The organism is Streptococcus infantis (genome assembly GCF_047463275.1).
GTDB classification, from domain to species: Bacteria; Bacillota; Bacilli; order Lactobacillales; family Streptococcaceae; genus Streptococcus; species Streptococcus infantis_AF.
In genome coordinates this window covers 99,172-124,913 of record NZ_JASHEE010000002.1, presented here as the reverse complement: position 1 = coordinate 124,913, position 25,742 = coordinate 99,172, and the positions used below count along the sequence as shown (strand labels likewise).

Here is a 25,742-nt window from a genome sequence, read left to right as displayed (position 1 = left end):
AATTATGATTCATCAGTTGTTTTTTTTATATTTACTTCTATATCTTCTTTGAGAAGCAGCGTTCTTACAAGATTCACAACAATATTTTTTTAAACTATTTGACCGCTGAATGTAAAAAGGGATATTACAACCAATGTTTTCACATATTCTATACATACTTAATTCTAAATTTGAATAGAATAGTGAGAAATAGAATGCTGAAAGTAAATTAGGTAAAGACCAATCTGGTTGAAATGTTTTTGAATTTAGTTTTGGAGTAACATCTGATAAACCATTGTTAATCTCATAGACAAGAATTTCTTTTGATACATCTATTAGAAATTTCATTAGTTCTGGATGATTATTAAACGTTTCTAGTGATATATTTGGTATATTTGAATCGTATTCAGAAAAATCAAAAATCCCAATATTTTTGTAGAATAAATATAAAAAATCTATAATTCGAATAGTTAAATCAGTAAAATTAGAGTTTTTATTTACATATAGGTAAATAGTATCCCTAAAACTTTGGGGATAATTTTGATTATCAATAATGTCTTCGTAATCAATAATGTTTAAGTCAGAAGTGCTACCTAATTCTATATAATAATTTTGAATATTAAGAAAAGTACTAATTGTTCCATTATCATTTTTAACTTGGTTACATAAATTATCAATATTTTTAGCGGGTAAAGAATTTCTAAGATCTCTATATGGATAAACAGATTTTATCTTTAATTCAGTTTCGCCCAGTGATAATGTTCTATCACTCTGTGATATATATTTAAAAAATGTAGTTAAAAGTTTATTGGAATCAGTTTGTCCGTGAACATTGTTAAACAGATCAATTAGTAGTTTAAATTTATTCTGAAGACTAAATACATCATCTATAGAAATGCTATCATAAAGTTCTTTGCTTTTCCAATCAAATAGAAAACCATATTTATCAAAATAACTTACTAGGTTTGTTTCAGTCAATGCAATAAACTCACCTAGTGGGTTGTTTTTCTTATCTTCAGTATTTTTTGCTACTAAGCCTGATAGACTATCAAAATAGAATTCTATCTCTCTATGTTCTTCTAAGTGTGAACAAAATAATTTTTTTTCCTCAGCACCTATATTAGGATTAAATGTATTACTAATAGAATAATTTTCTATAGAATTCTTAAATGTAAATGAATATTGCATTATAAGGTTACTTTCTTGGTTATTTTTAATAAATTATAATCTATTATTTTCAAAAAATCAATAACGAATAATATAAATAATCTAGTTTATTGTTAACTTCCGATAGTCATTAACTTAAGTTACAATATAACTATAGAAGTAATCTTCTATATTACTAAACTAACTTTAAAACTGAGTCATGACGATGACCATAATTTCAGAAGTGGAGAAGTTAGGGAACTATTTCAGCTTGTGAAATTGGCTGACCGATACATAGAGGAAAGTACTATGCGGTCAATAATATATTTAATGCATATTGAGTTGTCAAAACTGCTTTCGGTATTAACAGAAAGTCAGTCAAACAATGACAATTCAAGAAAACAAACGTCAATCAAAGTATAGTCCATCAAGTTATGCAAAAGAAAAGCCATATAACGATGTACCTTGTAAAGCAAATCAAGTTCTCGCTCCTTTCGTCATTAGAGATAAAGAGATGAGACAGAGCAAAGATATCAACCCTAAAAATTTAAAAACATTTAAGTTTTATGGGAAAGCTGTACTTGTAGGTTTTGTACCAGTTAATATTGAGAACTTTGACAATGTCATTAAAATCTTCAATATGGATGTAAACGAGTATCTCAATCGTTATACGAAAGGTAATGACTTATCTTTAGATGAGATGTTGGATAAAATGTCTAGTAACGAAGAAGTGGGTTTCGATCCAACTGGTGTAGACTCTCACGAAGAGATTATTATGATGTTAGAAACAATTCGTGAACTGATTGAAGAAGTAGAACGTCGAAATAAGAAATATGGTCAAATTCTAAGACTTATTTATGAGAATATGGATATCGCAAAACAAGATATTATTTCTACAATAGGAATGAAAAAAACTCAAGGTTATGAAGCTATTAAGAAAGCACAAGCAATGGCTAAAGAAGTCTACAGAGAATTAAACCAATAATAAAAGAAGTCCGCTATCCCATCAAGGATGCGGATTTTCTTTAGTCTTTTTGATAGAAGTAGCATTCATACCCTTCGGCTCGTAGATTGATATCTCCCATCCAGTTTGGAGAATTAGACATTTGATTAGATATTTCATCCAGTTTTTGTGTTGGTAAGCACTCGATGATAAGCTCATCGTGAATATGGCCAACGATTTTCTTGTCTTTTAGTTGTTCCATTGAATAAGCTAAGATATCTCGACTAATTCCTTGAACGATGTTTTCTACAAACTTTGGACCATAACTTTCTAATCTTTCCCATCGTTTTGCAGAACCGGTTCCCTCATAAGTTACTGATTCCCCTCCAAATTGATTTTCTCCAATTCTTGGTTTCACATAAGCTAATCTTCGTCCAGATGGGAGAGTAATAAATAACATTCCTTTTTCAACACTGAATAGAATTCCATGACTTTCCGTTTCGGTTTGTTCCTTGATAGCAGTTTTGACGGCCTTATCGATCTCCCACCACAGAAGGACAATATTAGGATTGGCTGTTCGCCATGAATCAACAAGAGGTAGTAGTTCTTCTTCAGCTAATCCCATTTCAATAGCTCCCATTGCTTTAAGAGCACCTACAGAACCACCATAGCCTAGTGCTAGCTCTGCAATTTTTCCCTTTTGACGTAAGTGTGCATTAACTCCATGTTTCTGTACTGGAACGTGGAACATTTTACTGGCACTGGCGCAGTAAATATCCTCTCCTTTATTAAAAACATTAGTTCTCCACGTTTCATCCGCTAGATGGGATAGGACTCGAGCTTCAATAGCGGAAAAGTCGCAAACAATAAATTTCTTATCTTTACTAGGAATAAAAGATGTTCGAATAAGCTGTGACAGTGTATCTTGAACATCGTAGAGAAGTTCTACAGTATCACTATCACCAGTCTGAAAGAGTATTCTCGCTTCATTTAAATCTTTTAAGTGGTTTTGGGGTAGATTTTGAAGTTGCACTAATCGTCCAGCCCATCTCCCAGTACGATTTGCTCCATAGAATTGGAACATTCCTCTTACTCGTCCATCTTTACAAATACAATTCATCATTGCTTGATATTTTGATACACTTGATTTTGCTGCTTGCTGACGTAATTTTAGAACCCTTGCAGTTTTTTCATCAACTTTTTGTAAAATGTTATTTACGGTCTTTTTATCGAGTGAATCTGTTTCAATATTGTGCTCACGTAACCAACCAATCATCTGTAGAACGGAGTTGGGATTTTCAAGATTTGTTAAAGCTTTCAATTCTTCTTGGATTTTTGCTTTACTCTCTGCATCAATTTTGATAGCTGACTGGACAAAGTCAATATCAACTCCAATACCGCAGTCATTGATATTCTGATCAAGGTGGTACTCATCCCATACAAAGTCAGGAACTGGGAAGTTTTGCAACCTTTTTTTGATTGCTAGTTCAACTTCTACATCTCGTTTATTATATTCGATGAAATTTTTCCATTTCTCTGGCGCGTGATTTTCATAATTACGTGTTCGCCCACCATTTACTTTTGTAGGTTTACAAGGAAGGCAGAAGTAGCGGATTAATTCACTCCCAACTTTTAGTTTTTGTTCACTAAGTTTCAGAATCGTACCCACACCTTCAAGTGACAAGGGCAATCCCAAGTAAGCAGACCAAATCATGCTACATCGCCAAGAGTTTGGGGGTAAAAAGTTCTCATTAAGTAAGGTAGGGTAATGTTTTTTAATCCAATTAGACAGGCAAATGCGCTCAAATGTTGCGTTAAAAGCCCATTTAATGACTGTATCATCAAGCAAGGCTTGTAGGATTAGATTTGGAAGTTCATTCTTAGTCAGATCATAAACAATTACAGGAGCATTATTGATAGATACTGCTAGAAGAAGGATTTCAAAAGATTCATCTTCCGCATATCGATAGACTCCAGTTTTTCGTAGGTCTACATCACAATAAGTTTCTATGTCTACTGATAGTTCTTTAATTTGCATAATTCATCCTTTCATAAAAAGGTGGCAGGAAGAACTGCCACCATGTTTTAGTGTTTATTTCTGCGACTAAAGAATCGTTCTCTCTCATATCTGATGTCATTGCGAATACTAACATATAAAAGATGGCTGAGTAAAGCGATTGTGAGACAAGATGCAACAGTCCATAGAAATTCAATTATTGTCATTTGTATTCACCATTTTTTGTTTTCTCTCTTTTTCTGATCGGATATCATCTCGAATTGTCATAAATGCAGCATATAGTCCAGTAAACAGCCAAACTGCCATTAAAATAGTCATAAAAATTGAAAAAATCATCTATCATATCTCCTTTCTTAGTTTAAGAAATCATCATCGTCTGTAGCGAAGTCATCTTCAGCACTTGTACGACCTCCCAGAGGCTCACCATCTCGCAATTTTTGGAGGTTATTAAGACCGCAAGCAATTCCCTTATTTCCGTTTGAATTGAAAGCGTAGAAGGAGATACTGGCACGTCCATAGATACCGGAATATAACTCTGAAGTATCAATAATTTCTTGACGATTAGCATCAACAATACCAGGTTTATGTGGAGAGTTCGCATTAACGAAGTAGGCATTGCGATAAGCTTCATCATCAGGACGTTCCAAGTCCCCATCTCGTAGTGGTGTTTTCAATACTTCTATTGATGGAACGGATTTTCCGTTCCCTTTTAGTTTAGATTCACCTTCTTTATAGGCTTGTTCAATTGCTGCTTTAATTTTATCAATAGTTTGAACATCATCTTTTGAAATGATGAGTGACACGCTATACTTTGGTTTACCACCATTAATAGCTTTAGGTTCATTAGCGTTTAAATAACTAAAACGTGTATCTTTTCCTGTAATAACTTTTGTTGTCATAAGTTTAGTCCTCTATAAAATCTGTTTTTGCTAGGTTCATTTCTTGACGATTATCATCAATTGGAACGAGTGTAGGTTTTCCATTTGGCTTTATAATTAGATTACCAAGAAGCTCATTAAAGGCTTGTTTTCCAAGCAGTTTAGTCATCCCAGTAATGTTCAGTAGTTTCTTTTCGTAGGGGTCAAATCCTGCAGCAGTTACTGTTTGAATTACTTTATTTTCATCTGAGAATTTTCGAATAGAACGTCCTTCAACTAGCTTGTAACCTGGGATTGTATGGCCATTTGTAGCTAGATTTAAAGCATGATTTCTAACATCGTTAGCCCATGTTATCAATAGTTCAATTTTTGGTAAAATCTCCGATATATCTTTATTACTAAGAGTAGCAGGATCAGCAAATTTCATCTTGGCAAGTTCTAGATTATCTTCTGCACGTTTGCGACAGATGCTTTTTATTTTGCAGAACTGGCAGTGTTTTCCTGATTTCATTTCTCCTTCACCTCTGAAAGCCAGTTCAGCTTTAGGAGATAGTTCAGTTTCAGCCCAGTGAAGTAGTTTTTCTTTGTCCATTTCAAATGTTGAGACATTATTCTTTCGTGGTTGGAAAATAGTCATTGTCACTTTATCAAAACTGTATAAGCCTTCAAACATTTCTAAAGCACCTAGAGCATAGCACATCATTTGGGGGTTATGGTCAGCATCAACCAGTACACCGAGACCATGCTTATAGTCGATAATTTGTAGTAAACCATCAGCCACAATAATACAGTCTCCTGTACCAAAACCTTCTGGAACCCATCTTGAGAAATCTAGTCTCTGTTCAATAAGAACGGTTGGATCTTTTGAATATGATTTAGCAATTTCTATCTGTTCGACTACATAGTTTCGATATTCTTCTGCGCAATGCTGCATTTCCTCGCTATAGAAAGTTAAATGTTCAGTAGGATCACGCGCCTTGCGTCCAAGTGCAGTTTCAACTAAATAGGCACACAATTCATGGGCATCTGTTCCTTCCAAAGCATACGTTGATACCTTATCTTCTAGTTTTTCGGTTAATCTTACTGATGGTGGACAATTTAGCCATCGATGAGAAGCAGAAGCGGATAATACAGCATGATTAGTCAATACCAATACCTCCAGCCTCTTCCATTAAAGCAGAGTAGTTTTTAGGATCCAATTTTGAAAGTGAATCAGCACCATAAGATTTTAACAAAGCTCGAATCTCATCTTTAAATCCTTCACTAGCTTTTGTAGCAAGTACACCACGTAGTTCTTCAAGAGTAACATGTCTTGGTTCTTTCATAATTTTTTCGTTATTTGAAGTAGTGTTGTCCTCAGACAGTAGTTCTTGAAACTCCTCTATAAATCTTAATTGGCATTTTGCTGATTCCTTCATTTCATTTAATAACTCATTCAGTTGTTTCATTTTGCTCATATTGTTCGTCCTCCTTGATTTTTTTAGCTAGTTGTTTTGAGATAACACTGATGGCAGTTAGTGTATCTACTAATTGTTCATCGTGTTCAATCAATTGTTCTTTTGTCATTTCACATCCTCCTATCTTTATAGGTAAGAATCACTTTAGAATTTCCGGATTTCAAAAATATTTTTCTATTCGATTTCTAATTCTTACACCTGTATAGGTAAAATGAGATGATTGAATTCCGGTTTTTTAAAAAATTAATAAAAAATTTAAAACAAAGAAAACTCTCCCTTTGACATATAAAGGAAGAGTAATTTTTTTTTGAAATAAATTTCTACTGAACCGGAAAATATCAGGCAAATTTTACCTATAAAGATATAGAGAAATAGAATCTCGATTTTTTAGCAGATTAAGGAGGAGTTAAGGATGCAATTTTCGTTATGTCATTCTGGAAAGACAGGTATCCAAACAAGTACTGTATATCCCAATAAAGTCAGAATAACAGATGACAAATCATTATTGAATGTAGTTCAATACGATCATGTAGGTGCAGAGTTTACCAATCATACTCGCTCAAACTCAAATTTTATAAAATCAGATGTTATTGTCATGGATATTGATAATGATAAGACAAATAATCCTAACGAGTGGATTACAGAAGAGAACATTAAAGAAATCTTTATTGATTATAACTTTGCTTTGGTTACTAGCCGAAATCATATGTTGTCTAAGGGTGCAATGATAGCACGTCCAAAGTTTCATATTTATTTCCCAATTAAAGAAACAAACGATAGGGAAGCTTATGTAGCTATGAAAGAAGAGCTCACGAATAGGTATCAATTTTTTGATGATAATGCAAAAGATGCAGCAAGGTTCTTCTTTGGCAATCCGAATGCAAAAGTTATATGGAATGATTCATGGATGACTATCGACGAAGATTTACTTCAACTTAATTCTACAGAAGTAGAAGAAGATTTTGATGCTGACTTTTATAGACCGCCTAAAGGACCTATAGCTGAGGGAAGTCGAAATTCAACCATGTCAGTTTTTGCGGCTAAAATTCTTAAAAGATTAGGAGTTACACAAGAAGCAAGAAGTGGTTTTGATGAGCAGGCATCTAGATGTGAACCGCCATTAGAAAAATCTGAACTAGATACAATCTGGGGAAGTGCGGTTCGATTTTACAATAAGACAATTAAATCTTCAGATGATTATATTTCACCAGATAGTTTCAATAGGCCTTCTTTAAAACCGGATGATTTTTCTGATATCGGAGAAGCTGGAGTATTAGCTAGAGAGTATGGCGATGTTTTAGCTTATACAAATGCAACAGACTATTTAACTTTTAATGGTCAGTATTGGAAAGAAGATAAACAATTGGCCATAGGAAAGGTTCTTGAGTTTATGGACTTTCAACTAGCAGATGCTCTTGAACAATACGAAAATTCCGTTATAGAGTTAGTCAACTCCGGAATTGATGAATCAGTAGTTCGTGAAGGTGGTAAAGCTCTTGCTAAAGTGATTGAAACACCGATTCAACAAAAACTTCATTCTATTTATCTTTCCTCAAAAGCTTATTATCAGTTTGTTATGAAGCGAAGAGATTATCGCTATATTACTGCAACTCATAATACTGCGAAACCAATGCTAGCCATTGATTTATCAGAACTTGATAAGGACGATATGTTACTTAATACGCCTAATGCTACCTACAACTTAAGAAATGGACTTAGAGATTATCATGAACATGACCCAAAAGACTACATAACTAAAATGACCACTGTCTCTCCAAGCTATGAAGGCTTGGGATTATGGAAGGAAACTTTGGCTACTTTTTTCTGTAATGACCAGGAGCTGATTGATTATGTACAGGAAATCATCGGTATGACAGCAATCGGAAAAGTCTATCAAGAACATATGATTATCGCTTATGGCGGAGGAGCAAATGGGAAATCAACCTTTTGGAATACAATCGCTAGAGTACTTGGAAGCTATTCTGGCAAATTATCTGCAGATGCTTTAACAATGAATAATAAACGAAATGTGAGTCCAGAACTGGCTGAGTTAAAAGGGAAACGACTTGTAATTGCTTCTGAAATGGCAGAAGGAATGAGATTGAATACAGCAGTTGTGAAGCAGATTACCTCAACTGACGAAATTCAAGCAGAAAAGAAGTATAAGGATCCATTTCATTTTGTTCCATCTCATACGCTAGTACTTTATACGAATCATTTACCAAAAGTTGGAGCGAACGATGATGGAACTTGGCGACGTTTGGTTGTTATACCATTTAATGCCAAAATTACTGGTCGTTCAGATATTAAGAATTTTGCGGATTATCTGTACGATAACGCTGGGCCAGCAATTTTATCGTGGATTATTGAAGGAGCGGAAAAAGCCATCAAAGCAAATTTTAAAACATCAGTTCCAAAAGCAGTAACAAACTCTGTCAAATCCTATCGTGAAGCTAATGACTGGTTGGGACATTTCATCAATGAAAGTTGTGTCGTGGGAGAAACATTAAGTGAGAAATCAGGAGAACTGTACAGCAAGTATCGTGCATATTGCCTTCAAAATTTAGAATACACACGAAGTACAACTGATTTCTATGCTGCACTTAATCAAGCTGGTTATGAACGAAAACGGACTAATAAAGGGAATTTTATTATGGGGTTATCATTAAAAGCTGACGACGATGATTTTCTAAACTAATGACTTACACAAGTGAGGCTGTATCTCCACTAGATTTTAAATCAAGTATTTTTGGAGTGTAAGTCGTTGAAGTATTTAGTGAAAAATATTTTTTGAAGTATGGCGAAAAGTTTATGGATTAAGTTCCACGACTTCCATTTCTTTGTTTAGTGTAAGTCAATGATGGTCTTTTCTAAAACTATCTCTATAGGAAATTTAACTAAGAAAAACTATATAAGGAAAGTTTAGGAAATGACCTCATTAGACCTCCACTATTTAAATCTGATGAGAGGACAAGTATGAGAGAGAAAGTGGTTGAACAAAAGTTAGTAAGCGAGGTTAAAAAGCGTGGTGGAATCAGTCCAAAGTGGGTATCACCTTCCTTTTCAGGAGTACCTGACAGATTGGTATTCTTACCCAACGGCAAGTTTGGTTTAGTGGAAGTAAAAGCACTGGGTGAAGAACCACGAAAGTTACAAGTACTAAGGCATAAATTATTTCAAAGATTAGGGTTTAAAGTTCATGTTTTAGACAGAGTTGAAAAGATTGGAGAATTGTTAGATGAAATTGAAACTGCATGACTATCAAGAAGTCACCAAAGACTTCATCATAAAAAATCCTTATGCAGCAGTCATTTTAGACATGGGGATGGGAAAAACAGCTACAACCTTATCAGCTATTAATGAACTGATGTTTGATCGCTATGAAATTCATAAAGTACTGGTAATTGCTCCACTTAGAGTCGCAAATACAGTATGGAGTGACGAAATAGAGCAGTGGCAAGAACTGTCTCATTTGAGATATTCAAAAATTGTAGGCAGTCCCAAACAACGGCAAGAAGCACTCCATAAAGATGCGGATATCTACATCGTAAATCGTGAAAATATCCCTTGGTTAGTTGAACAGTGTCAGCCTCATTTCAAGTGGGATATGGTTATCATTGATGAATTAAGTTCATTTAAATCATGGCAATCAAAACGTTTTAAAGCTTTTATGGCAATGCGCCCTTACATGAAAAGAGTAGTAGGTTTAACAGGCACGCCGAGTTCCAACGGATTGATGGATTTGTTTGCGGAGTTTAAAGTCATTGATGGTGGTGTCCGTTTGGGACGTTTTATTGGAGAATATCGAAGTCGGTATTTTAGAGAGGGACGTAGAAATGGAAATGTCGTTTATGAATATATTCCAATGGACTATGCAGAGTGTCAGATCTTTGACAAGATTGATGACATTACAATTTCTATGAAAGCAATGGATTATCTACAAATGCCAACATTAATCTCAACGAAAAAATTAGTCCATCTCACAAAATCAGAAGCAAAAAGATATGAAGTGTTTAAAAAGGAATCAGTTCTCCCTGACTCAAACGAGATTGAAGTAACTGCAGCAAATGCTGCTAGTTTATCCAATAAACTGGTTCAAATGGCAAATGGTGCAGTTTATTCTGATGATCATAGAATTATCAAGTTACATGATCAAAAACTAGATGAACTTGAAGATATTATCGAAGCAGCAAATGGAGAACCTGTGTTGGTTGCTTATTGGTTCAAACATGATTTACTTCGTATTCAAGAACGATTGAACAAGCTTAGGATTCAAAGTACAGTTCTTAAAAGTGAAACTGATATTCATGAATGGAATAAAAGGAATATCTCTGTGGGTTTGCTACACCCAGCTAGTGCAGGACATGGTCTAAATTTACAAAAGGGAGGTCATCACTTAGTGTGGTTTGGGTTAACTTGGTCTCTTGAACTTTATCAACAAACCAATGCTCGACTTTGGCGACAAGGGCAACAATCAAACACAGTGATTATTCAGCATATTGTAACGGAAGGTACAATTGATGATGATATTCTAAAAGCTTTAACTGCTAAGGATGCACAACAATCACGTTTGATTGAAGCAGTAAAAGCACAAGTAGGAGGTTGATATGGATAAAGTAGACTACTATTTTCAACACTATCAAGATGCAAAAAGAGATTTAACAATTGCAAAGGACTTGATTGAAAACTATAAACCCATTTCAGAAGATGCTTTTCTCTATTCTCTTGCTACTAGACAGACAAATGAAGAACGTGTTAAAACGAGTAAAACTAATGTTAGGACAGAAAATATGGCTCTATCTTTTCATGATAAGTTCTTAGCAGAGGAAAGAGAATATCAGGAGTCGCTGTTTGAAAAGTACTGTCATTTAAAAACCGATCTCGATTTCTTTGAACTTGCTGTTTCTTCTGTTGATGAAATTATGAGGGATGTAGTAGTTGATTTAGTCTTAGTTGGATTGACATGGGATGAGTTACTACCTAAGCATAATGTTTCTAGAATGACAGTTAGTCGATATAGACAAAAAGCCTTAAAACAAGTAAAAGAATATTACCGTTTTGCTGGGAAAACCTTGAGTATAAATGGCTAATGATACTAGGGTGTTACTAAGGTGGTACTAAGGTGGTACTACCCTGTTACTAAGTTGTTACTAAGATGGTACTGCTTTTTAAAAATGACTGTGATATACTTAAGATGTCAAAAAAGATAGAAAATCGGCTAATTTCACTGGATAAAATTCTGGTTCTACGGTAATATACACCTAGAAAAATAAGAGGAGAATAACTATGTGGACCAGAGGTCAGATTCATTATCACGAACAAATAGTTGATTACATAGCAAAAGTCAGTGACCAACCTTCTGATGTAGGTATTGATTTAGGATGTGTATTCAAATTAGAGGTTGATGTTGCTGAAAATACTATCATTTCTTATGACAGAGGATGGGATATCTATCCAGAATCTGATGAACAAGAAGCTATTCTTGAAGTGATTTTGAAAACTTTAAAAGTTTAAAATATCTTTAAAATAATGCACAAATGACTGGATATATCCGGCTCTTAGAGGTAATATGGTTACAACAAAAAAGAAAGAGGATAAAGCCATGAAGAAAGAGGATATTTTAACAAAAATCGCAAAAAATAGAATTGGCGCTGAAACTCTAGAAACGAGAAATAGCGACAGCCTTGACTTTTATGACATCAGCGTTTGGGCATTGAAAGAAATGCTTGAACAAGCCTATGAAGCAGGTAGAAAAGCAAAATAAATAAACAGAGCCTTACCCAAATGGGAAGGCTTTTTTCGTGGAGGAAATAATGATTATTACGAGTGAACAAGTATCTAATGGCCATCCAGATAAAATTTGTGACCAGATTTCAGATGCAGTTCTAACAGTATGTTTAGAACAAGATAAGAATAGCAGGGTTGCAGTAGAAACTCTTATCAAAGATAATCATATAGTGGTTGCTGGTGAAATGAAAACAACAGCCTTATTTGATTTAAAAACTGTTGTTCGAAATGTCGTTAAACCACTAGGAATGGAAAATATCATTGTGACGAATCTTATCGGTTTACAAAGTGATGATATTTCTCAAGGTGTTGATACAGGTGGTGCTGGAGACCAAGGGATGATGTATGGCTATGCAACTGATGAAACTGACGAATGCTTACCACTTCCATACGTTTTAGCAACTCGTGTTCTTGAGAATCTTATGGAACTTCAGCATCCGATCTTAGGGAAAGACGCTAAGGCACAGGTTTCTTATGATTATGACAATAAAAGAATTACAACATTCTTAGTATCAATTCAGCATAGCGATGAAATGACAATTGAGAATTTAAGAGTAATTGTTAAAGAATCTATGATGAAAGTTGCTAAACGGTATAGACAAAACCTTGATTTTAATATTTTGGTGAATCCAACTGGTCGTTTCGTTCTTGGCGGTTCTTATGCAGATGCTGGAGTTACTGGAAGAAAAATTATCGCTGATACCTATGGTGGATTTGCGCATCATGGTGGTGGTGCATTTTCAGGAAAGGATCCAAGTAAGGTGGATCGCTCAGGAGCTTATATGGCGCGTAGGATTGCAAAAGACATCGTTCGTGAAGGATATGCTAAACGATGCGAAGTTCAATTAGCATACGCTATAGGAGTCGCAGAACCGGTTTCTATTCATGTAGAAACATTTGGAACAAGTAACTATACGAGCAAACAATTGGTAGGAATGATTAAAGAACGGTACGATTTAACACCGAAAGGGATTATCAAGGAGTTGGATCTTCTAAACGTAGACTACACTCAATCTACATGTTTTGGACATTTTACGAAACCAACTCTTCCTTGGGAGCAGTAAAATGCCACGTAGACCAAGAACTCCCTGCAAGCAGAATGGTTGTCCAAACCTTGTGACCTATGGAAACAGGTACTGCGATGACCACAAGACTAACCACGCACTTGATGCCAAGACAACCAAAGCTAAAGGTTACAATTCAAGGTGGAACAAAGCACGGATTCGTTACTTAAAGCTGAATCCCCTCTGTGTTTACTGTCAAAGAAATGGTCGACTGACCAAGGCGACAGTGGTTGACCATATCAGTCCCCACCGAGGTGACCAAGAACTCTTTTGGAATCAATCCAACTGGCAAGCTCTTTGTAAATCTTGTCATGATAGAAAGACCAAGACGACTGACAGATATGTGGAATATACCTATCGGTTTTAATATTGTAGATTCGTTCTAAAAGTATTTATTTTTTTCTCTCTGGGGTAGGGGGGATAAAATCTCTAAACCCTTGTCCGTAAAAGACCGACGCCCCCTTAAACGTAAAATTTCGCAAAATTGATAGGGTGGGATATAAAAATCAATTCAAAATAGTAAAGAATCCAGTAAGAATATAGAATTAAGTGAGTGTTATTTTCGTAAATTTGTTTAAATTTAGGTACGAAAATAACCTTATTTTTTAGTATAAAAGTGAGGAACAGGTATGAATAACTTTCAACGAGAACAAATTTGGTTACTTAGAAAAAATGGCTTAGGATACGGTGAAGTTGCTAAAGCAACTGGTCTATCTAAGGACTCTGTTAAGAAGTTTTGTAAAAGATATCCTGAGTTAAAGGGACAAGGGACATTACCGTATTTGATGGTTGAGAAACGAGTTCAAGATGGTACAAACTGTCCTCAATGTTTTCAACCTATGGTTCCTAATAAAACTGGACGACCGAAGAAATTTTGCTCAGATAGGTGCAGAATAAATTGGTGGAAAAATCATCAAGAGGAGCATGATAAGGAACAAACTGCATATGAAGAAATGACTTGCCAATGTTGTGGTAGGTCATTTTTATCTTATGCCAATCCCAATAGAAAGTATTGTAGCCATGCCTGCTACATACAGATAAGATTTTACAAAGGAGTCTAAAATGACGAACCAACCAACAATGGAAATAAAAGAACTTCCTCTGAAAGAATTAAAGCCTGCAGCTTATAATCCTCGAAAGAAACTGAAAAAAGGGGATAAAGAATATGAAAAAATTAAACAGTCGCTTCTTAAGTTTGGATATGTTGACCCTATTATTGTCAATGAAGATTTAACTGTAATTGGGGGTCATCAACGCTTGACAGTTCTTAAAGACTTAGACTATGAAACTGCTAAGTGCGTCATCGTTGATTTACCCAAAGAAGATGAGAAAGCATTGAACATTGCACTCAATAAGATTACAGGTCAATGGGATGAAGCTCTCTTAGCGGACTTACTTTTAGATTTACAGGAGTCTGATTTCAATCTAGACCTTACTGGTTTTGAGCCACCAGAGATTGATGACATCCTCTCAAATGTCCATGACAAGGAGTTGTCTGAAGATGAGTTTGATGTGGAAGAAGAATTGAAGAAACCTACGGTATCAAGACGTGGTGATGTTTGGCAGCTCGGAAAGCACCGAGTCATTTGTGGTGATTCCACCAAATCAGAAACCTACGACCAATTACTAGGTGATAAGAAAGCTAATTTAGTTGTAACAGATCCGCCTTATAACGTTGACGTTGAAGAGACAGCTGGGAAAATCCTAAATGATAATATGTCTGACAGAGACTTCTATCAGTTTCTCCTTTCTATGTTTACTCAAGTAGAAAATCACATGGAAGATGATGCGTCTATCTATGTTTTTCATGCAGATACGGAAGGACTCAACTTCCGTAAAGCTTTTAAAGATGCTGGTTTCTATTTGAGTGGGTGTTGTATCTGGAAAAAGAACTCACTTGTATTAGGTCGTAGCCCATATCAATGGCAACATGAACCTTGTTTATATGGGTGGAAGAAAAAAGGAAAGCATCAATGGTTTAGTGATCGGAAGCAAACTACCATTTGGGAATATGACCGTCCTAAGTCTAGTAAAGACCACCCAACCATGAAACCAATTCAACTTATGGCTTACCCTATTCAAAACTCTTCTATGCGTGGAACAATAGTTTTAGATCCATTTTTAGGTTCTGGTTCTACTTTAATAGCTGCAGATCAGACTGGACGTGTTTGTTATGGAATCGAGCTAGATGAAAAGTTTGTGGATGTCATTGTTAAACGCTATATAGAAGTTACAGGCGATACTGAAGTAACCGTACAACGTAATCATGAGGTTTTAACTTATAACCAAGTGTTAAAGGAGTTGGAGGAACAAGTATGACATTAACGTTTCTAGATTTCTTTTCCGGAGTTGGTGGCTTTCGACATGGGCTAGAATTAGCAGGAATGAAGTGTATAGGATTTTGCGAAAAAGATAAGTTTGCACGCAAATCTTATGAAGCAATGTATGATACGAAAGGAGAATGGTTTCATGACGATATCACAACAATCGATCCAACACGATTACCAAAAGCAGATCTCTGGTGTGCGGGAAGCCCTTGTCAAAATGTGTCTATCGCAGGGAAACGAGCCGGCCTATACGGTGAGCGAAGTGGACTCTTTTTTACATTTGTTGAACTCATCAAAAGCCAAAAAGAAGAAGATAAACCCGAATGGGTTCTCCTTGAAAATGTTAAAGGACTTTTATCAAGTGGTGGGGGAAGAGATTATCTCGACTATCTCTCTATCTTGGATGAATCAGGGTACGACCTTGAATGGCAAGTGTTCAACTCAAAAGATTACGGAGTACCACAAAATAGAGAACGCATCTATACTATTGGACATCTTAGAAGAAAAGGTCGACGAAAAGTACTACCTCTCAGTAGAGAAAGCAGTAGCCATCTTAAGCAACTTATAGGCGGTATGCAAAGCTACCGTGTCTATGACCCCAGTGGTATTGCAACAACACTTGTTGGAGAGGGTGGTGGACTAGGAGCTAAGACAGGTCTATATCTGATTGACCAATCGCTAACTGGACCAAAGTTAACTGAAGAAGCAAGATGTATAACTGCTCGTTATACTGCTGGTGCAACAAAGCGTACAGCAATGAACTCTGGAGTGCTTGAGATCCAACCAATTTTGACACAAGGTATCAAGGTTAGGAACGGAACAAAGCAAGGTTACCAATTGGCGGAGATCGGTGACTCAGTTGATCTTTCTTATCCAAGTTCATTAACGAGAAGGGGAAGAGTAGGGAGAGGAATAGCTCACAACCTTTCATGTAGCTGCCAGATGGGCGCAGTAGTTTGGAATGGTCGTGTTGTCAAAATTAGAAGGCTTACTCCAAAAGAGTGTTTTAGACTTCAAGGTTTCAGTGATGACTTATTTGAAAAGGCAAAAGCTGTAAATTCAGATGCACAACTTTATAAACAAGCAGGAAACGGAGTCACAGTACCAGTTGTTTATGCTATTGGTTGTGCTATATTATCTTCAAAATATCATCAAAAATAACTGGATAAAGATGAACTTTAGAGTTAATATGTACTAAAAGAAAGAGAAGAGGTTGTATTATGGATGGCTTAAAAGTCAAGACTTTGAAATCATTGTATCCAAATGGGACTCGAGTCAAATTACTCGAAATGGAGGATCCATTTGCACCACCTATAGGTACTCTCGGTACGGTAATTGGTGTTGATGATATTGGTTCAATTTTAGTAAGTTGGGATAATGGACAAAGTTTAAATGTACTTTACGGAATTGATAAAATAATGAAATTGGAATAGTTATGTGGGAAATGATAACTAGAGAATTCAATGGTCGGCACTATCATATTGAGTTTCTTAGGGAATATAGTACCTATGACCGACATATTGATGGCGCTTGGATAGCAATCCTAAAAATTAAACGAAATAAAGAAATAGTTTTTCATTATGAATATGGTAAAATCACTGACCGAATGGATGATTTTGATAAAATTATCTATCAAGAAATAGTGGATACATACAATAAATTATAATTTGGAACTCGATGTGAGTTCTTTTTATTTTAGGAGGTGAATTAGTGGCAATTAGAGGACGTAAACCGAAACCTACAAATTTAAAAGTTCTAGAAGGTAATCCTGGTAAACGGCCTCTCCCAACGAATGAAGTAAAACCTCAAAAGAAGGCTCCACGTTGCCCCCAGTGGCTTGAAGAAGATGCTAAGAGGGAATGGAAGCGGATGGGAAAAATATTGGAACAAATGGGATTACTGACGGAAATGGATATGACTGCATTTGCAGGTTATTGTCAAGCTTACGCACGGTGGAAAGAAGCAGAGGAGTTTTTATCAAAACATGGTTCTATCTTAAAGACACCAAATGGGTATTTACAGCAAGTTCCACAAGTTTCAATTAGTCAAACTAATTTAAAAATCATGCTGAAGTTTTGTGAACAATTTGGTCTAACCCCATCCGCTAGGAGTCGTTTAGCTACTATGGATTCAGAGGTTGGTAACGGTGACGAAATGGAAGATTTGTTGGGAGGTTTACTATGACTTTTCATTATGAACCAACTCCTTTTATGCTAGCTACATCACATTATGATAAAAGTAAGGCTGATAGAGCAGTGACTTTTATTCAAAACCTTTGTCATACTAAAGGAAAATGGGCAGGTCAGAAGTTTATACTTTTACCTTGGCAGGAACAGATAGTACGAGATTTATTTGGGATTGTTAAAGAAGATGGGAATCGTCAATTTCTAACTGCCTATATTGAAATTCCAAAAAAGAATGGGAAGAGTGAACTAGCAGCAGCAATCGCTCTTTATCTACTTTATGCAGATAATGAAGCCAGTGCAGAAGTTTATGGTGCTGCATGCGACCGAAATCAAGCCTCTATTGTATTCGATGTAGCAAAACAAATGGTACTAATGAGTCGACCTTTAGAGAAACGTTCAAAAATAATGGGTGCTACGAAACGAATTGTTAACTACTCTAATGCAGGTTTCTATCAAGTTTTATCCGCTGAGACTGGTACAAAACATGGTCTCAATGTTTCAGGACTCGTGTTTGACGAAATTCATGCGCAACCCAATCGCCACCTCTATGATGTCTTAACTAAAGGTTCAGGGGATGCACGAGAACAACCCTTATTTTTTATCATTACTACTGCAGGAACAGATAAGAATTCAATTTGTTACGAGTTACATACAAAAGCACTTGATATTTTAAACGACAGAAAGAAAGATACATCTTTTTATCCTGTCGTTTATGGTTTATCTGATGAAGAGGACTGGAATGACGAAAGTAACTGGTTAAAAGCTAATCCGTCATTAGGTCATACCATTGGCTTAGACCGTGTCAGAGAAGCATATAAACAAGCACTTGATAATCCTGCTGAAGAAAATGTATTCAAGCAACTACGGCTAAATATGTGGACAAATTCTACGGTTGCTTGGATTCCAGAACATGTATACGACAAAGGGGATGCACCAATCAATTTTGAAAGCTTGAAAGGTCGTGAGTGTTATGCAGGACTAGACTTGTCAAGTACATCCGACATCACAGCCTTTGTTTTAGTTTTTCCACCTAGGAATGAACTAGAAAATTACATCATTCTACCCTATTTCTGGTTACCAAAAGATACTCTTGAACTTCGTTGTCGTAGGGATCATGTTTTGTATGATGTATGGGAACGGCAAGGTTATCTAAAGACGACAGAGGGTAATGTTGTTCATTATGGCTTTATTGAGAAGTTCATTGAGGACTTATCAAAGCTATACAATATAAAAGAAATCGCCTATGACAGATGGAATGCAACACAAATGGTGCAGAATCTAGAAGATATGGGACTGACGATGATTCCTTTTGGTCAGGGGTACAAGGATATGAGTCCACCGTCAAAGGAATTATTCAAACTAATGATGGAAGGTCGCATCCAACATGGAGGACAACCAGTTCTAAAATGGATGTCGCAAAACGTAGTCATGAGACAAGACCCAGCAGGAAATATCAAGCCAGATAAGGAGAAATCAGTTGAAAAAATTGATGGAATTGTTGCTCTTATAATGGGGATTGATAGATGTATTCGACACCAAAACAATGATAGTAGTATCTATGATGAGCGAGGGATATTGAGCTTTTAGTTGAATTTTAAATATAAAGATGATACAATGTATTTACAAATCATCTTTACAAAGAGGTATTAATCATGGCAAGTACTCAACCTGTTAATTTTAGAGCAGATTCGACTTTTTACCAACAAACGAAAGAAATCTTAGCTGATGAAAAGTTAACCCTGTCAGATATTTTTAATGCTGCACTTCGTAAAATTGCGACAGGTGCGGTTGACCCTAAAGAGTTCGTATTTAGTGATTCACAAGAGACTCAATATCAGGTTGCTTTTGAAGATTTGAAAAAGGAAATCTTGTTGGGACATCAAGAAATTGAACAAGGTAAACTAACGTCTTTAGCAGATGTAAGAAAGGAATTTGGACTTGAATAATCATAAACGTTACCATGTTTCTCTTACGGATCAAGCTAAGAAAGACTTGAGAGAAATACATGATTATATTGTACTGAATTTTTACAGCCAACAATCTGCTGATAGTAAACTAGACCTTATTTTAACGGCACTAGAAACTTTAGAAACCTTTCCAGAAGCATGCCCTTTGGTATCGAGTCGAGGTTATGGTGAATTAACAGATGACGGAAAACGTTATCGATATATGCCAATTGAAAATTACTTAGCTTTTTATTATATCGACAAATATGAGGTTTATGTCTCAAGAATTTTAAATTCCAAGCAGAATTGGGCTAAGTTATTCTATAAGTAAATTCAATTTTAATTCGTAGAGCATCTCACAAATGAGGTGCTTTTATTGTACTCAAAAATGGAGGATTATATGGGATTTTTAGATTTTATTGGAAGAAAAAGATCACGAGATAAACCGCATAATAGCTATGAGGGACAGGACTTTTCCTATCTCTTTGGACGAACTTCTAGTGGTGAAAATGTAGATGAATTTAAAGCAATGCAGACTACAGCTGTTTATGCTTGTGTTAGAATATTAGCTGAAGCTGTCGCTTCTCTACCCATTCACATATACGAAAGAACGTCTAATGGGAGAGAGAAAAAATTTCAACATCCTCTATATTTCTTACTTCATGATGAACCAAATCCAGAGATGTCTTCTTTTGTCTTTCGAGAAACTTTGATGACTCATCTTTTAATATGGGGAAATGCATATATTCAAATCATAAGGGATAAGAGCGGTCAGGTTATCAGTTTGTATCCCTTATTACCAGATAAAATGTCAGTACACCGTGATGAAAATGGGAAACTTTACTACAAATATCAACGTCAGACCGAAGAAAATCCAAATTTCAAGGATAAAGGCAGTGTTATTTTAAAACAAGAAGATGTCCTTCACATTCCCGGACTTGGTTTTGATGGATTGATTGGCTATTCTCCCATAGCATTAGCAAAGAACGCAATTGGAATGACCTTGGCTACAGAGAATTACGGAGCATCATTCTTTAAAAATGGTGCGAATCCAGGTGGTGTATTGGAACATCCAGGAATTCTAAAAGACCCAAAAAGAGTACGTGATTCTTGGAATGCGGTTTATAACGGTGTCACAAATGCACATAAAGTTGCAGTTCTAGAAGAAGGAATGAAGTACACTCAAATAGGTATTCCTCCAGAAGAAGCGCAATTCTTACAGACTCGGAAGTTTCAAATTAATGAGATCGCACGTTTGTATAGAATACCACCACATATGATTGGTGATTTAGAAAAATCTTCATTTTCAAATATCGAGCAACAATCACTAGAATTTGTCAAATACACATTAGACCCTTGGGTAGTTCGTTTAGAACAGGCCTTCAAGAGGTCTCTTTTTTTACCTGAAGAAAAGAAGAAGTACTTTGTTAAGTTCAACGTAGATGGTTTATTACGTGGAGATTATCAAAGTCGTATGAGTGGGTATGCTATTGCAAGACAGAATGGCTGGCTATCTACAAATGATATTCGAGAACTTGAAGATTTAAATCTTTTAACAGATGAAGAAGGAGGAAACCTTTATTTGATTAACGGAAATATGACTAAATTAAAAGATGCTGGTGGTTTTATGACAAAACAGGCAATTGAACAACCTCAAGAAAAACCAAAGGAGGAAGAAGATGCGTAAATTTTGGAGTTTTTCAGACGAAGGGAATATTCGCACTCTTCGTATTGAAGGACAGATTGCTGATGAAACATGGTTTGGAGATGAAGTTACTCCACAACTCTTTAAAAATGATTTAAATGCAGGAAAAGGTGATATCACCCTCTGGATTAATAGTCCAGGGGGTGATGTTTTTGCTGCAGCACAAATCTATAACATGCTGATGGATTACAAGGGAAATGTGCATGTCATAATTGATGGTCTTGCCGCTAGTGCTGCCAGTGTCATTGCCATGGCTGGAACAACAGTATCCATGAGTCCTGTTGCAATGATGATGATTCACAATCCATGGACAATTGCACAAGGTGAAGCAAAGGATATGGAAAAGGTCATTGAAATGCTGGGGGAAATCAAAGAGTCTATTATGAATGCCTATGAGTTAAGAACAGGATTATCTAGGACAAAAATCTCACATTTAATGGATTCTGAATCATGGTTTAATGCGAGAAAAGCAGTTGAACTTGGCTTTGCGGACAAGATTTTATTCAGTAAAGATGAACCTAAAGAAGAACTAGAACTAAGCAGTTATTCATTTAGTAGAGCCACTGCGGATCATAACCTTGTTGTTAAACTTCAAGCCAAAATAGATAGCTACAAACCTTTATCAACGACTCCTCTCAATCAGTTAAGAAAACGATTAGATTTATTGAAATAATGAAAGGAAAACTAACCTATGTCTAAATTACTTGAATTAAAAGAAAAACGAAATCAAGCTTGGGAACAAGCAAAAACTTTCCTAGACTCAGTGCGAACTGAAGATGGTTTAGTCTCAGAAGAAGATTCTCAACGCTATGATGAAATGGAAAGTAAAATCAATCGCTATAATCAAGAAATTACTCGCTTAGAACGACAAGAAAAGATTGATTTAGAACTTGCTCAACCAACTTCTCAGGCTTTGACAAGACAGCCTACCACTGTCTTAAAAGATAGTGAGGTAGAAGATGAGAAGAAGGGAACTAAGTCTGATGTCTACTCCAAAACCTTTTGGACGAATGTCCGTAAGCGTAACTTCTTTGATGTTAAGGATGTTCTTCGTGTTGGAGAAGATACAGAGGGTGGCCATTTAGTACCTGATGAGTATGAGAAAAAACTAGTTCAAGGTCTTCAAGAAGAGAATTTCTTCCGAAGTCTAGCAACTGTCATTAAAACATCAAGTGGAGAGCGGAAGATTCCAGTTGTTACAGGGCACGGAACTGCGTCGTGGATGGATGAAAATGGACTTTATCCTGAAACTGATGAGACATTTGGTCAAGTAACACTCGATTCGCATAAGATTGGGACAGCTATTCGAATCTCAGAAGAATTGTTAAATGACTCAGTATTTGATTTAGAATCCTATATGACTAGTGAGTTTGCACGACGTATTGGTACAGAAGAAGAGAAATCATTCCTTATTGGAGATGGCTCAAAGAAACCAACAGGAATCTTTACGCAAGCAAATGTTACAGGTCCTACAACGACGACTAAAGACATTATGTTTGATGACATGATTGAATTGTATCATACTCTTCCTGCTCCGTATCGTAAAAATGCAGTATGGATTCTTCATGATACAACTGTTAAAGCAATCCGTAAACTGAAAGACAATAACGGAAATTATATTTGGCAACCGTCTACACAAGCTGGACAACCAGATTTAATTCTTAACCGTCCATACTATACATCTACCTTTGCACCCCTACCTGAACAGGGGAATAAAGCCATTGCATTTGGTGATTTCTCTTATTACTGGATTGCAGATCGCCAAGGACGTACTTTTAAACGTCTCAATGAACTTTATGCTAATAATGGTCAAATTGGTTTTCTTGCATCTCAACGTGTTGATGGGAAATTAGTATTACCAGAAGCAGTGAAAATTTTAACTGTGAAAGCAAAATAATCATGATAAGTCTAGAAGAGGCAAAACTTTACCTTAAGGTAGAAAACACAGATGAAGATGACTTGATTAGGCAATTGATTGATACGAGTAAAAAACTCTGTGAAGAAACATTAAGGCAGAATACTTACAGTGAGGTTCTAAGAATGGCAATCCTGTATGGGGTTGCCTATCTTTATGAACACCGTGAAACAGCTAATTATAAAGAGTTAAAACAAATGTTATATCACCTACTATTAGCTGATAGGAAGGATATCTTTTGATGAAAATTGCTCCGTTACGTGACCGTCTTACATTTGAAGTGCGTAAAATTGTGGTTGATGAAATTGGAAATGAATCTTCAGTTTGGAACACGGTTTTCCAAAGATGGTGTTCTAGTCGGCCATTGACCTTGGCAGAAAATGAGGGGAGTGTGTCTAAACTCCTTTATAACAAAATTCAATTTACACTAAGGTACGACAAAGCGGTACTAAATCTAAGTTCATTAAAAGCTCGGATAAGATACAGAGACGTCTACTTTACGATAGATTCAATTGATGGTGATAGCGTTCCTAGGCAATTGATTTATATTGTAGCAACTAAGGAGAATGACTATGAACAGGATAGGAATGGATGAGTTGGAAAAAGTAATTGATCAAGAGTTGGGTGATTACATTAAAGAGACGACATCTGCAATGCGAGAGGTAGTAGAAGAAGTAACAGACAGTGCTGTAGATACTTTAAAGATCTCTTCTCCACGAAAAACTGGTAAGTATGCACGAGGTTGGAAAAGCAAGTCAACAAGTGACAGTCCTACAGGCTTAACAAAAACCATTCATAACCGAACACCAGGCTTAACTCATCTCCTAGAAAATGGTCACGCTAAACAAAATGGTGGTCGAGTAGAAGGGCAAAAACATATTGAAATCGTTGAAAAAAGTGCCGTTAAGTCACTTGAAGATAGGCTGAGACAAAGATTGTGAGGATTTCATGACATTAAAAGATTTCTATAACATTTTAATAAAATCAAAGTTGCCAGTAGCTTATCATCATTTTGAAGAAGGAAGAAGTCCAGCACCACCATTTATTGTATATCTTGTTAAGGACTCAGAAAATGCTGGAGCTGATAATTGGAGCTATCATAAGACTCTTAATCTTCAAGTGGAACTCTATACCTTAAAGAAGGACTTAGAAATCGAAACTAAGATGGATGACTTATTCGATAGTCATTCAATTTTTTTTGACAAAGTAGAGACTTATATCTCAACTGAAAAACTCTATCAAATTACATATTACATTTCATTAAACGGAGGATAGTTATGACTGAAAAAAATAAAGTTACCTTTGGATTACAAGATGTTCATTGGGCAGAAGTTACAACTGAAGCTTCAAATGGCGCATTGACTTATGGGACGGTTGAACGATTACGAGGTGCAGCAGAACTAACCTTGGAACCGACTGGTGACAAAGGTTCATACAAGGCAGATAATATCAACTTTTATACTTCGGAATCAAATGATGGTTATGAGGGAACATTGAAGCTCGCCTTATTAACCCAAGAATTTTTAACTCGTGTCTTAGGAGAAAAATTAGATCCAACAACTAAAACAATTTCTGAAATCGCAAATGCTGAAAAGAAGAATTTCGCTCTGATGTTTCGTTTTGAAGGAGATAAGAAAGAAACACTTCATGTTTTGTATTACTGTTACGCATCACGTCCGTCAATGGGATCAAAAACAAAATCTGGTTCAGATATTAATGAGGTTGAGCTAAACTTTACTGCAAGTCCTCGGCCACTTGATAAGGTGGTTCGTCGCAAAACGACAGAAGAAACAAGTGATGAGATTCGTCAGAATTGGTTCAAGGAAGTCTTTGAACCTCGTGAATAAAGGAGTTACAGATGAGAGATAGTATTACAATTTCAGGAAAGACCTATGAATTAGCTACTAATGCCTATACACCGATTGCTTATAAAGAACAGTTTGGTAAAGATTATTTTCAAGACTTGTTTTCAATGGTGAGTACGCAGTCAATTCTCGATAAGATTGAACACCTAAATGAGGAAGAAAAACTCGAAACTGGTGACATTGATCTATCTATCCTGACCAATTTTGATATGACTTTTTTTCACAGAATTTTTTGGGTATTTGCGAAATCTGCTAATCCAAGAATTAAACCATTCAAAGAATTCTTTATGGAGATGGAGGAGTTTCCAGTTCAAGAAGTAGCAACTATCTTAATGAACATGCTTAACCAAGGGATGAATACAAGAAAAAAGCAGATCAAACAGAAACAGCAAGTGAAGAAATCTTTACGGTAGAAAGCTATTTATTTTGTTGTAAGGAAACTGGCTTATCCATAGACGACTTAAAACATATTTCAATTGGGATGGCTCTTGATTATCAAACTGATTATGTAAACTTGCGGACAAATG

At 35.8% G+C, this 25,742-nt stretch carries 34 protein-coding genes; 27 read left to right on the top strand and 7 right to left on the bottom strand.

Going from position 1 to position 25,742, the window contains the following annotated elements; genetic code table 11:
• Positions 1-12: 12 nt before the first annotated feature.
• On the bottom strand, positions 13-1,167 hold the full coding sequence (locus tag QM923_RS03335) for a hypothetical protein (RefSeq protein WP_414290866.1): 1,155 nt from the start codon (positions 1,165-1,167) through the stop codon (positions 13-15).
• Between the two features lie 343 nt (positions 1,168-1,510).
• Between QM923_RS03335 and QM923_RS03330 the strand changes: the two genes are divergently transcribed.
• Positions 1,511-2,110 (top strand): hypothetical protein, encoded by a 600-nt coding sequence (locus QM923_RS03330; RefSeq protein ID WP_216733141.1) that lies wholly within the window; start codon positions 1,511-1,513, stop codon positions 2,108-2,110.
• Positions 2,111-2,150: 40 nt separating this feature from the next.
• On the opposite strand, the gene QM923_RS03325 is transcribed toward QM923_RS03330, so the two are convergent.
• From QM923_RS03325 to QM923_RS03300, 6 genes are all read right to left on the bottom strand, one after another.
• Positions 2,151-4,106: a DNA polymerase gene (locus tag QM923_RS03325; protein ID WP_414290865.1), complete on the bottom strand. Its 1,956-nt coding sequence runs from the start codon at positions 4,104-4,106 to the stop codon at positions 2,151-2,153.
• Positions 4,107-4,277: 171 nt separating this feature from the next.
• Positions 4,278-4,421 (bottom strand): hypothetical protein, encoded by a 144-nt coding sequence (locus QM923_RS03320; RefSeq protein ID WP_162837936.1) that lies wholly within the window; start codon positions 4,419-4,421, stop codon positions 4,278-4,280.
• A 17-nt stretch (positions 4,422-4,438) separates the two neighbouring features.
• Positions 4,439-4,984, bottom strand: coding sequence for a DUF2815 family protein (locus tag QM923_RS03315; protein ID WP_414290864.1), 546 nt, complete (start codon positions 4,982-4,984; stop codon positions 4,439-4,441).
• A 4-nt stretch (positions 4,985-4,988) separates the two neighbouring features.
• A complete protein-coding gene (locus tag QM923_RS03310) occupies positions 4,989-6,110 on the bottom strand; it encodes a DUF2800 domain-containing protein (RefSeq protein WP_414290863.1) in 1,122 nt (373 codons plus the stop codon).
• Positions 6,103-6,420, bottom strand: coding sequence for a hypothetical protein (locus tag QM923_RS03305; RefSeq protein WP_414290862.1), 318 nt, complete (start codon positions 6,418-6,420; stop codon positions 6,103-6,105). Before QM923_RS03305 ends, QM923_RS03310 begins: the two co-directional genes overlap by 8 nt.
• Positions 6,395-6,529 carry a hypothetical protein gene (locus tag QM923_RS03300; protein WP_257994450.1) on the bottom strand — a complete coding sequence of 45 codons (135 nt, stop codon included), beginning with the start codon at positions 6,527-6,529 and terminating at the stop codon, positions 6,395-6,397. The genes QM923_RS03305 and QM923_RS03300 overlap by 26 nt, the downstream gene beginning before the upstream one ends.
• 303 nt (positions 6,530-6,832) lie before the next feature.
• On the opposite strand from QM923_RS03300, the gene QM923_RS03295 reads away from it, so the two are divergent.
• The 26 genes from QM923_RS03295 (at position 6,833) to QM923_RS03170 (ending at position 25,628) form a co-directional block, all read left to right on the top strand.
• Entirely contained in the window at positions 6,833-9,118 is a 2,286-nt protein-coding gene (locus QM923_RS03295) for a phage/plasmid primase, P4 family (protein WP_414290861.1), read from the top strand.
• A 278-nt stretch (positions 9,119-9,396) separates the two neighbouring features.
• Positions 9,397-9,678 (top strand): VRR-NUC domain-containing protein, encoded by a 282-nt coding sequence (locus QM923_RS03290; RefSeq protein WP_414290860.1) that lies wholly within the window; start codon positions 9,397-9,399, stop codon positions 9,676-9,678.
• Positions 9,659-11,026 (top strand): SNF2-related protein, encoded by a 1,368-nt coding sequence (locus QM923_RS03285; protein ID WP_414290859.1) that lies wholly within the window; start codon positions 9,659-9,661, stop codon positions 11,024-11,026. Before QM923_RS03290 ends, QM923_RS03285 begins: the two co-directional genes overlap by 20 nt.
• Before the next feature lies 1 nt (position 11,027).
• Positions 11,028-11,510: a hypothetical protein gene (locus QM923_RS03280; protein ID WP_414290858.1), complete on the top strand. Its 483-nt coding sequence runs from the start codon at positions 11,028-11,030 to the stop codon at positions 11,508-11,510.
• 196 nt (positions 11,511-11,706) lie between these two features.
• On the top strand, positions 11,707-11,934 hold the full coding sequence (locus tag QM923_RS03275; protein ID WP_006153903.1) for a DUF7678 domain-containing protein: 228 nt from the start codon (positions 11,707-11,709) through the stop codon (positions 11,932-11,934).
• Positions 11,935-11,989: 55 nt separating this feature from the next.
• Complete coding sequence (locus QM923_RS03270) at positions 11,990-12,184, top strand: DUF6900 domain-containing protein (protein ID WP_414290857.1); 195 nt, start codon at positions 11,990-11,992, stop codon at positions 12,182-12,184.
• Between the two features lie 49 nt (positions 12,185-12,233).
• The gene (gene metK, locus QM923_RS03265; RefSeq protein WP_414290856.1) at positions 12,234-13,271 is read left to right on the top strand and encodes a methionine adenosyltransferase; all 1,038 of its coding nucleotides are present in this window, start codon (positions 12,234-12,236) and stop codon (positions 13,269-13,271) included.
• 1 nt (position 13,272) lies between these two features.
• Positions 13,273-13,638: an HNH endonuclease gene (locus QM923_RS03260; protein WP_102210790.1), complete on the top strand. Its 366-nt coding sequence runs from the start codon at positions 13,273-13,275 to the stop codon at positions 13,636-13,638.
• Positions 13,639-13,900: 262 nt separating this feature from the next.
• Positions 13,901-14,332 carry a helix-turn-helix domain-containing protein gene (locus QM923_RS03255; RefSeq protein WP_414290855.1) on the top strand — a complete coding sequence of 144 codons (432 nt, stop codon included), beginning with the start codon at positions 13,901-13,903 and terminating at the stop codon, positions 14,330-14,332.
• 1 nt (position 14,333) lies between these two features.
• Entirely contained in the window at positions 14,334-15,590 is a 1,257-nt protein-coding gene (locus tag QM923_RS03250; RefSeq protein WP_414290854.1) for a site-specific DNA-methyltransferase, read from the top strand.
• Complete coding sequence (locus QM923_RS03245; protein ID WP_061421035.1) at positions 15,587-16,759, top strand: DNA cytosine methyltransferase; 1,173 nt, start codon at positions 15,587-15,589, stop codon at positions 16,757-16,759. Before QM923_RS03250 ends, QM923_RS03245 begins: the two co-directional genes overlap by 4 nt.
• 59 nt (positions 16,760-16,818) lie before the next feature.
• On the top strand, positions 16,819-17,031 hold the full coding sequence (locus tag QM923_RS03240; RefSeq protein ID WP_061421034.1) for a DUF4314 domain-containing protein: 213 nt from the start codon (positions 16,819-16,821) through the stop codon (positions 17,029-17,031).
• A 2-nt stretch (positions 17,032-17,033) separates the two neighbouring features.
• On the top strand, positions 17,034-17,264 hold the full coding sequence (locus tag QM923_RS03235) for a hypothetical protein (protein ID WP_045615996.1): 231 nt from the start codon (positions 17,034-17,036) through the stop codon (positions 17,262-17,264).
• A gap of 44 nt (positions 17,265-17,308) precedes the next feature.
• Positions 17,309-17,782, top strand: a complete 474-nt coding sequence (locus QM923_RS03230; protein WP_414290853.1) for a phage terminase small subunit P27 family — start codon at positions 17,309-17,311, stop codon at positions 17,780-17,782.
• A complete protein-coding gene (locus QM923_RS03225; RefSeq protein WP_414290852.1) occupies positions 17,779-19,371 on the top strand; it encodes a terminase large subunit in 1,593 nt (530 codons plus the stop codon). The genes QM923_RS03230 and QM923_RS03225 overlap by 4 nt, the downstream gene beginning before the upstream one ends.
• Positions 19,372-19,436: 65 nt before the next feature.
• Positions 19,437-19,730: a type II toxin-antitoxin system RelB/ParD family antitoxin gene (gene relB, locus QM923_RS03220; protein ID WP_045615998.1), complete on the top strand. Its 294-nt coding sequence runs from the start codon at positions 19,437-19,439 to the stop codon at positions 19,728-19,730.
• The gene (locus QM923_RS03215) at positions 19,723-20,061 is read left to right on the top strand and encodes a type II toxin-antitoxin system RelE/ParE family toxin (protein ID WP_414291046.1); all 339 of its coding nucleotides are present in this window, start codon (positions 19,723-19,725) and stop codon (positions 20,059-20,061) included. Before relB ends, QM923_RS03215 begins: the two co-directional genes overlap by 8 nt.
• Before the next feature lie 69 nt (positions 20,062-20,130).
• Complete coding sequence (locus QM923_RS03210; RefSeq protein WP_414290851.1) at positions 20,131-21,417, top strand: phage portal protein; 1,287 nt, start codon at positions 20,131-20,133, stop codon at positions 21,415-21,417.
• On the top strand, positions 21,410-22,108 hold the full coding sequence (locus QM923_RS03205; protein WP_195594102.1) for a head maturation protease, ClpP-related: 699 nt from the start codon (positions 21,410-21,412) through the stop codon (positions 22,106-22,108). The genes QM923_RS03210 and QM923_RS03205 overlap by 8 nt, the downstream gene beginning before the upstream one ends.
• Before the next feature lie 18 nt (positions 22,109-22,126).
• Positions 22,127-23,332, top strand: a complete 1,206-nt coding sequence (locus tag QM923_RS03200) for a phage major capsid protein (RefSeq protein WP_414290850.1) — start codon at positions 22,127-22,129, stop codon at positions 23,330-23,332.
• A 2-nt stretch (positions 23,333-23,334) separates the two neighbouring features.
• Positions 23,335-23,592: a head-tail connector protein gene (locus QM923_RS03195; RefSeq protein WP_049520291.1), complete on the top strand. Its 258-nt coding sequence runs from the start codon at positions 23,335-23,337 to the stop codon at positions 23,590-23,592.
• Entirely contained in the window at positions 23,592-23,945 is a 354-nt protein-coding gene (locus QM923_RS03190; RefSeq protein WP_414290849.1) for a phage head closure protein, read from the top strand. The genes QM923_RS03195 and QM923_RS03190 overlap by 1 nt, the downstream gene beginning before the upstream one ends.
• Positions 23,923-24,291, top strand: coding sequence for an HK97 gp10 family phage protein (locus tag QM923_RS03185; protein ID WP_045616005.1), 369 nt, complete (start codon positions 23,923-23,925; stop codon positions 24,289-24,291). Before QM923_RS03190 ends, QM923_RS03185 begins: the two co-directional genes overlap by 23 nt.
• 7 nt (positions 24,292-24,298) lie before the next feature.
• Positions 24,299-24,625 (top strand): hypothetical protein, encoded by a 327-nt coding sequence (locus QM923_RS03180; protein ID WP_000172711.1) that lies wholly within the window; start codon positions 24,299-24,301, stop codon positions 24,623-24,625.
• 2 nt (positions 24,626-24,627) lie between these two features.
• Positions 24,628-25,197: a major tail protein gene (locus tag QM923_RS03175; protein WP_045616007.1), complete on the top strand. Its 570-nt coding sequence runs from the start codon at positions 24,628-24,630 to the stop codon at positions 25,195-25,197.
• Positions 25,198-25,208: 11 nt separating this feature from the next.
• Positions 25,209-25,628, top strand: coding sequence for a hypothetical protein (locus QM923_RS03170; RefSeq protein WP_006153800.1), 420 nt, complete (start codon positions 25,209-25,211; stop codon positions 25,626-25,628).
• Positions 25,629-25,742: the final 114 nt, after the last annotated feature.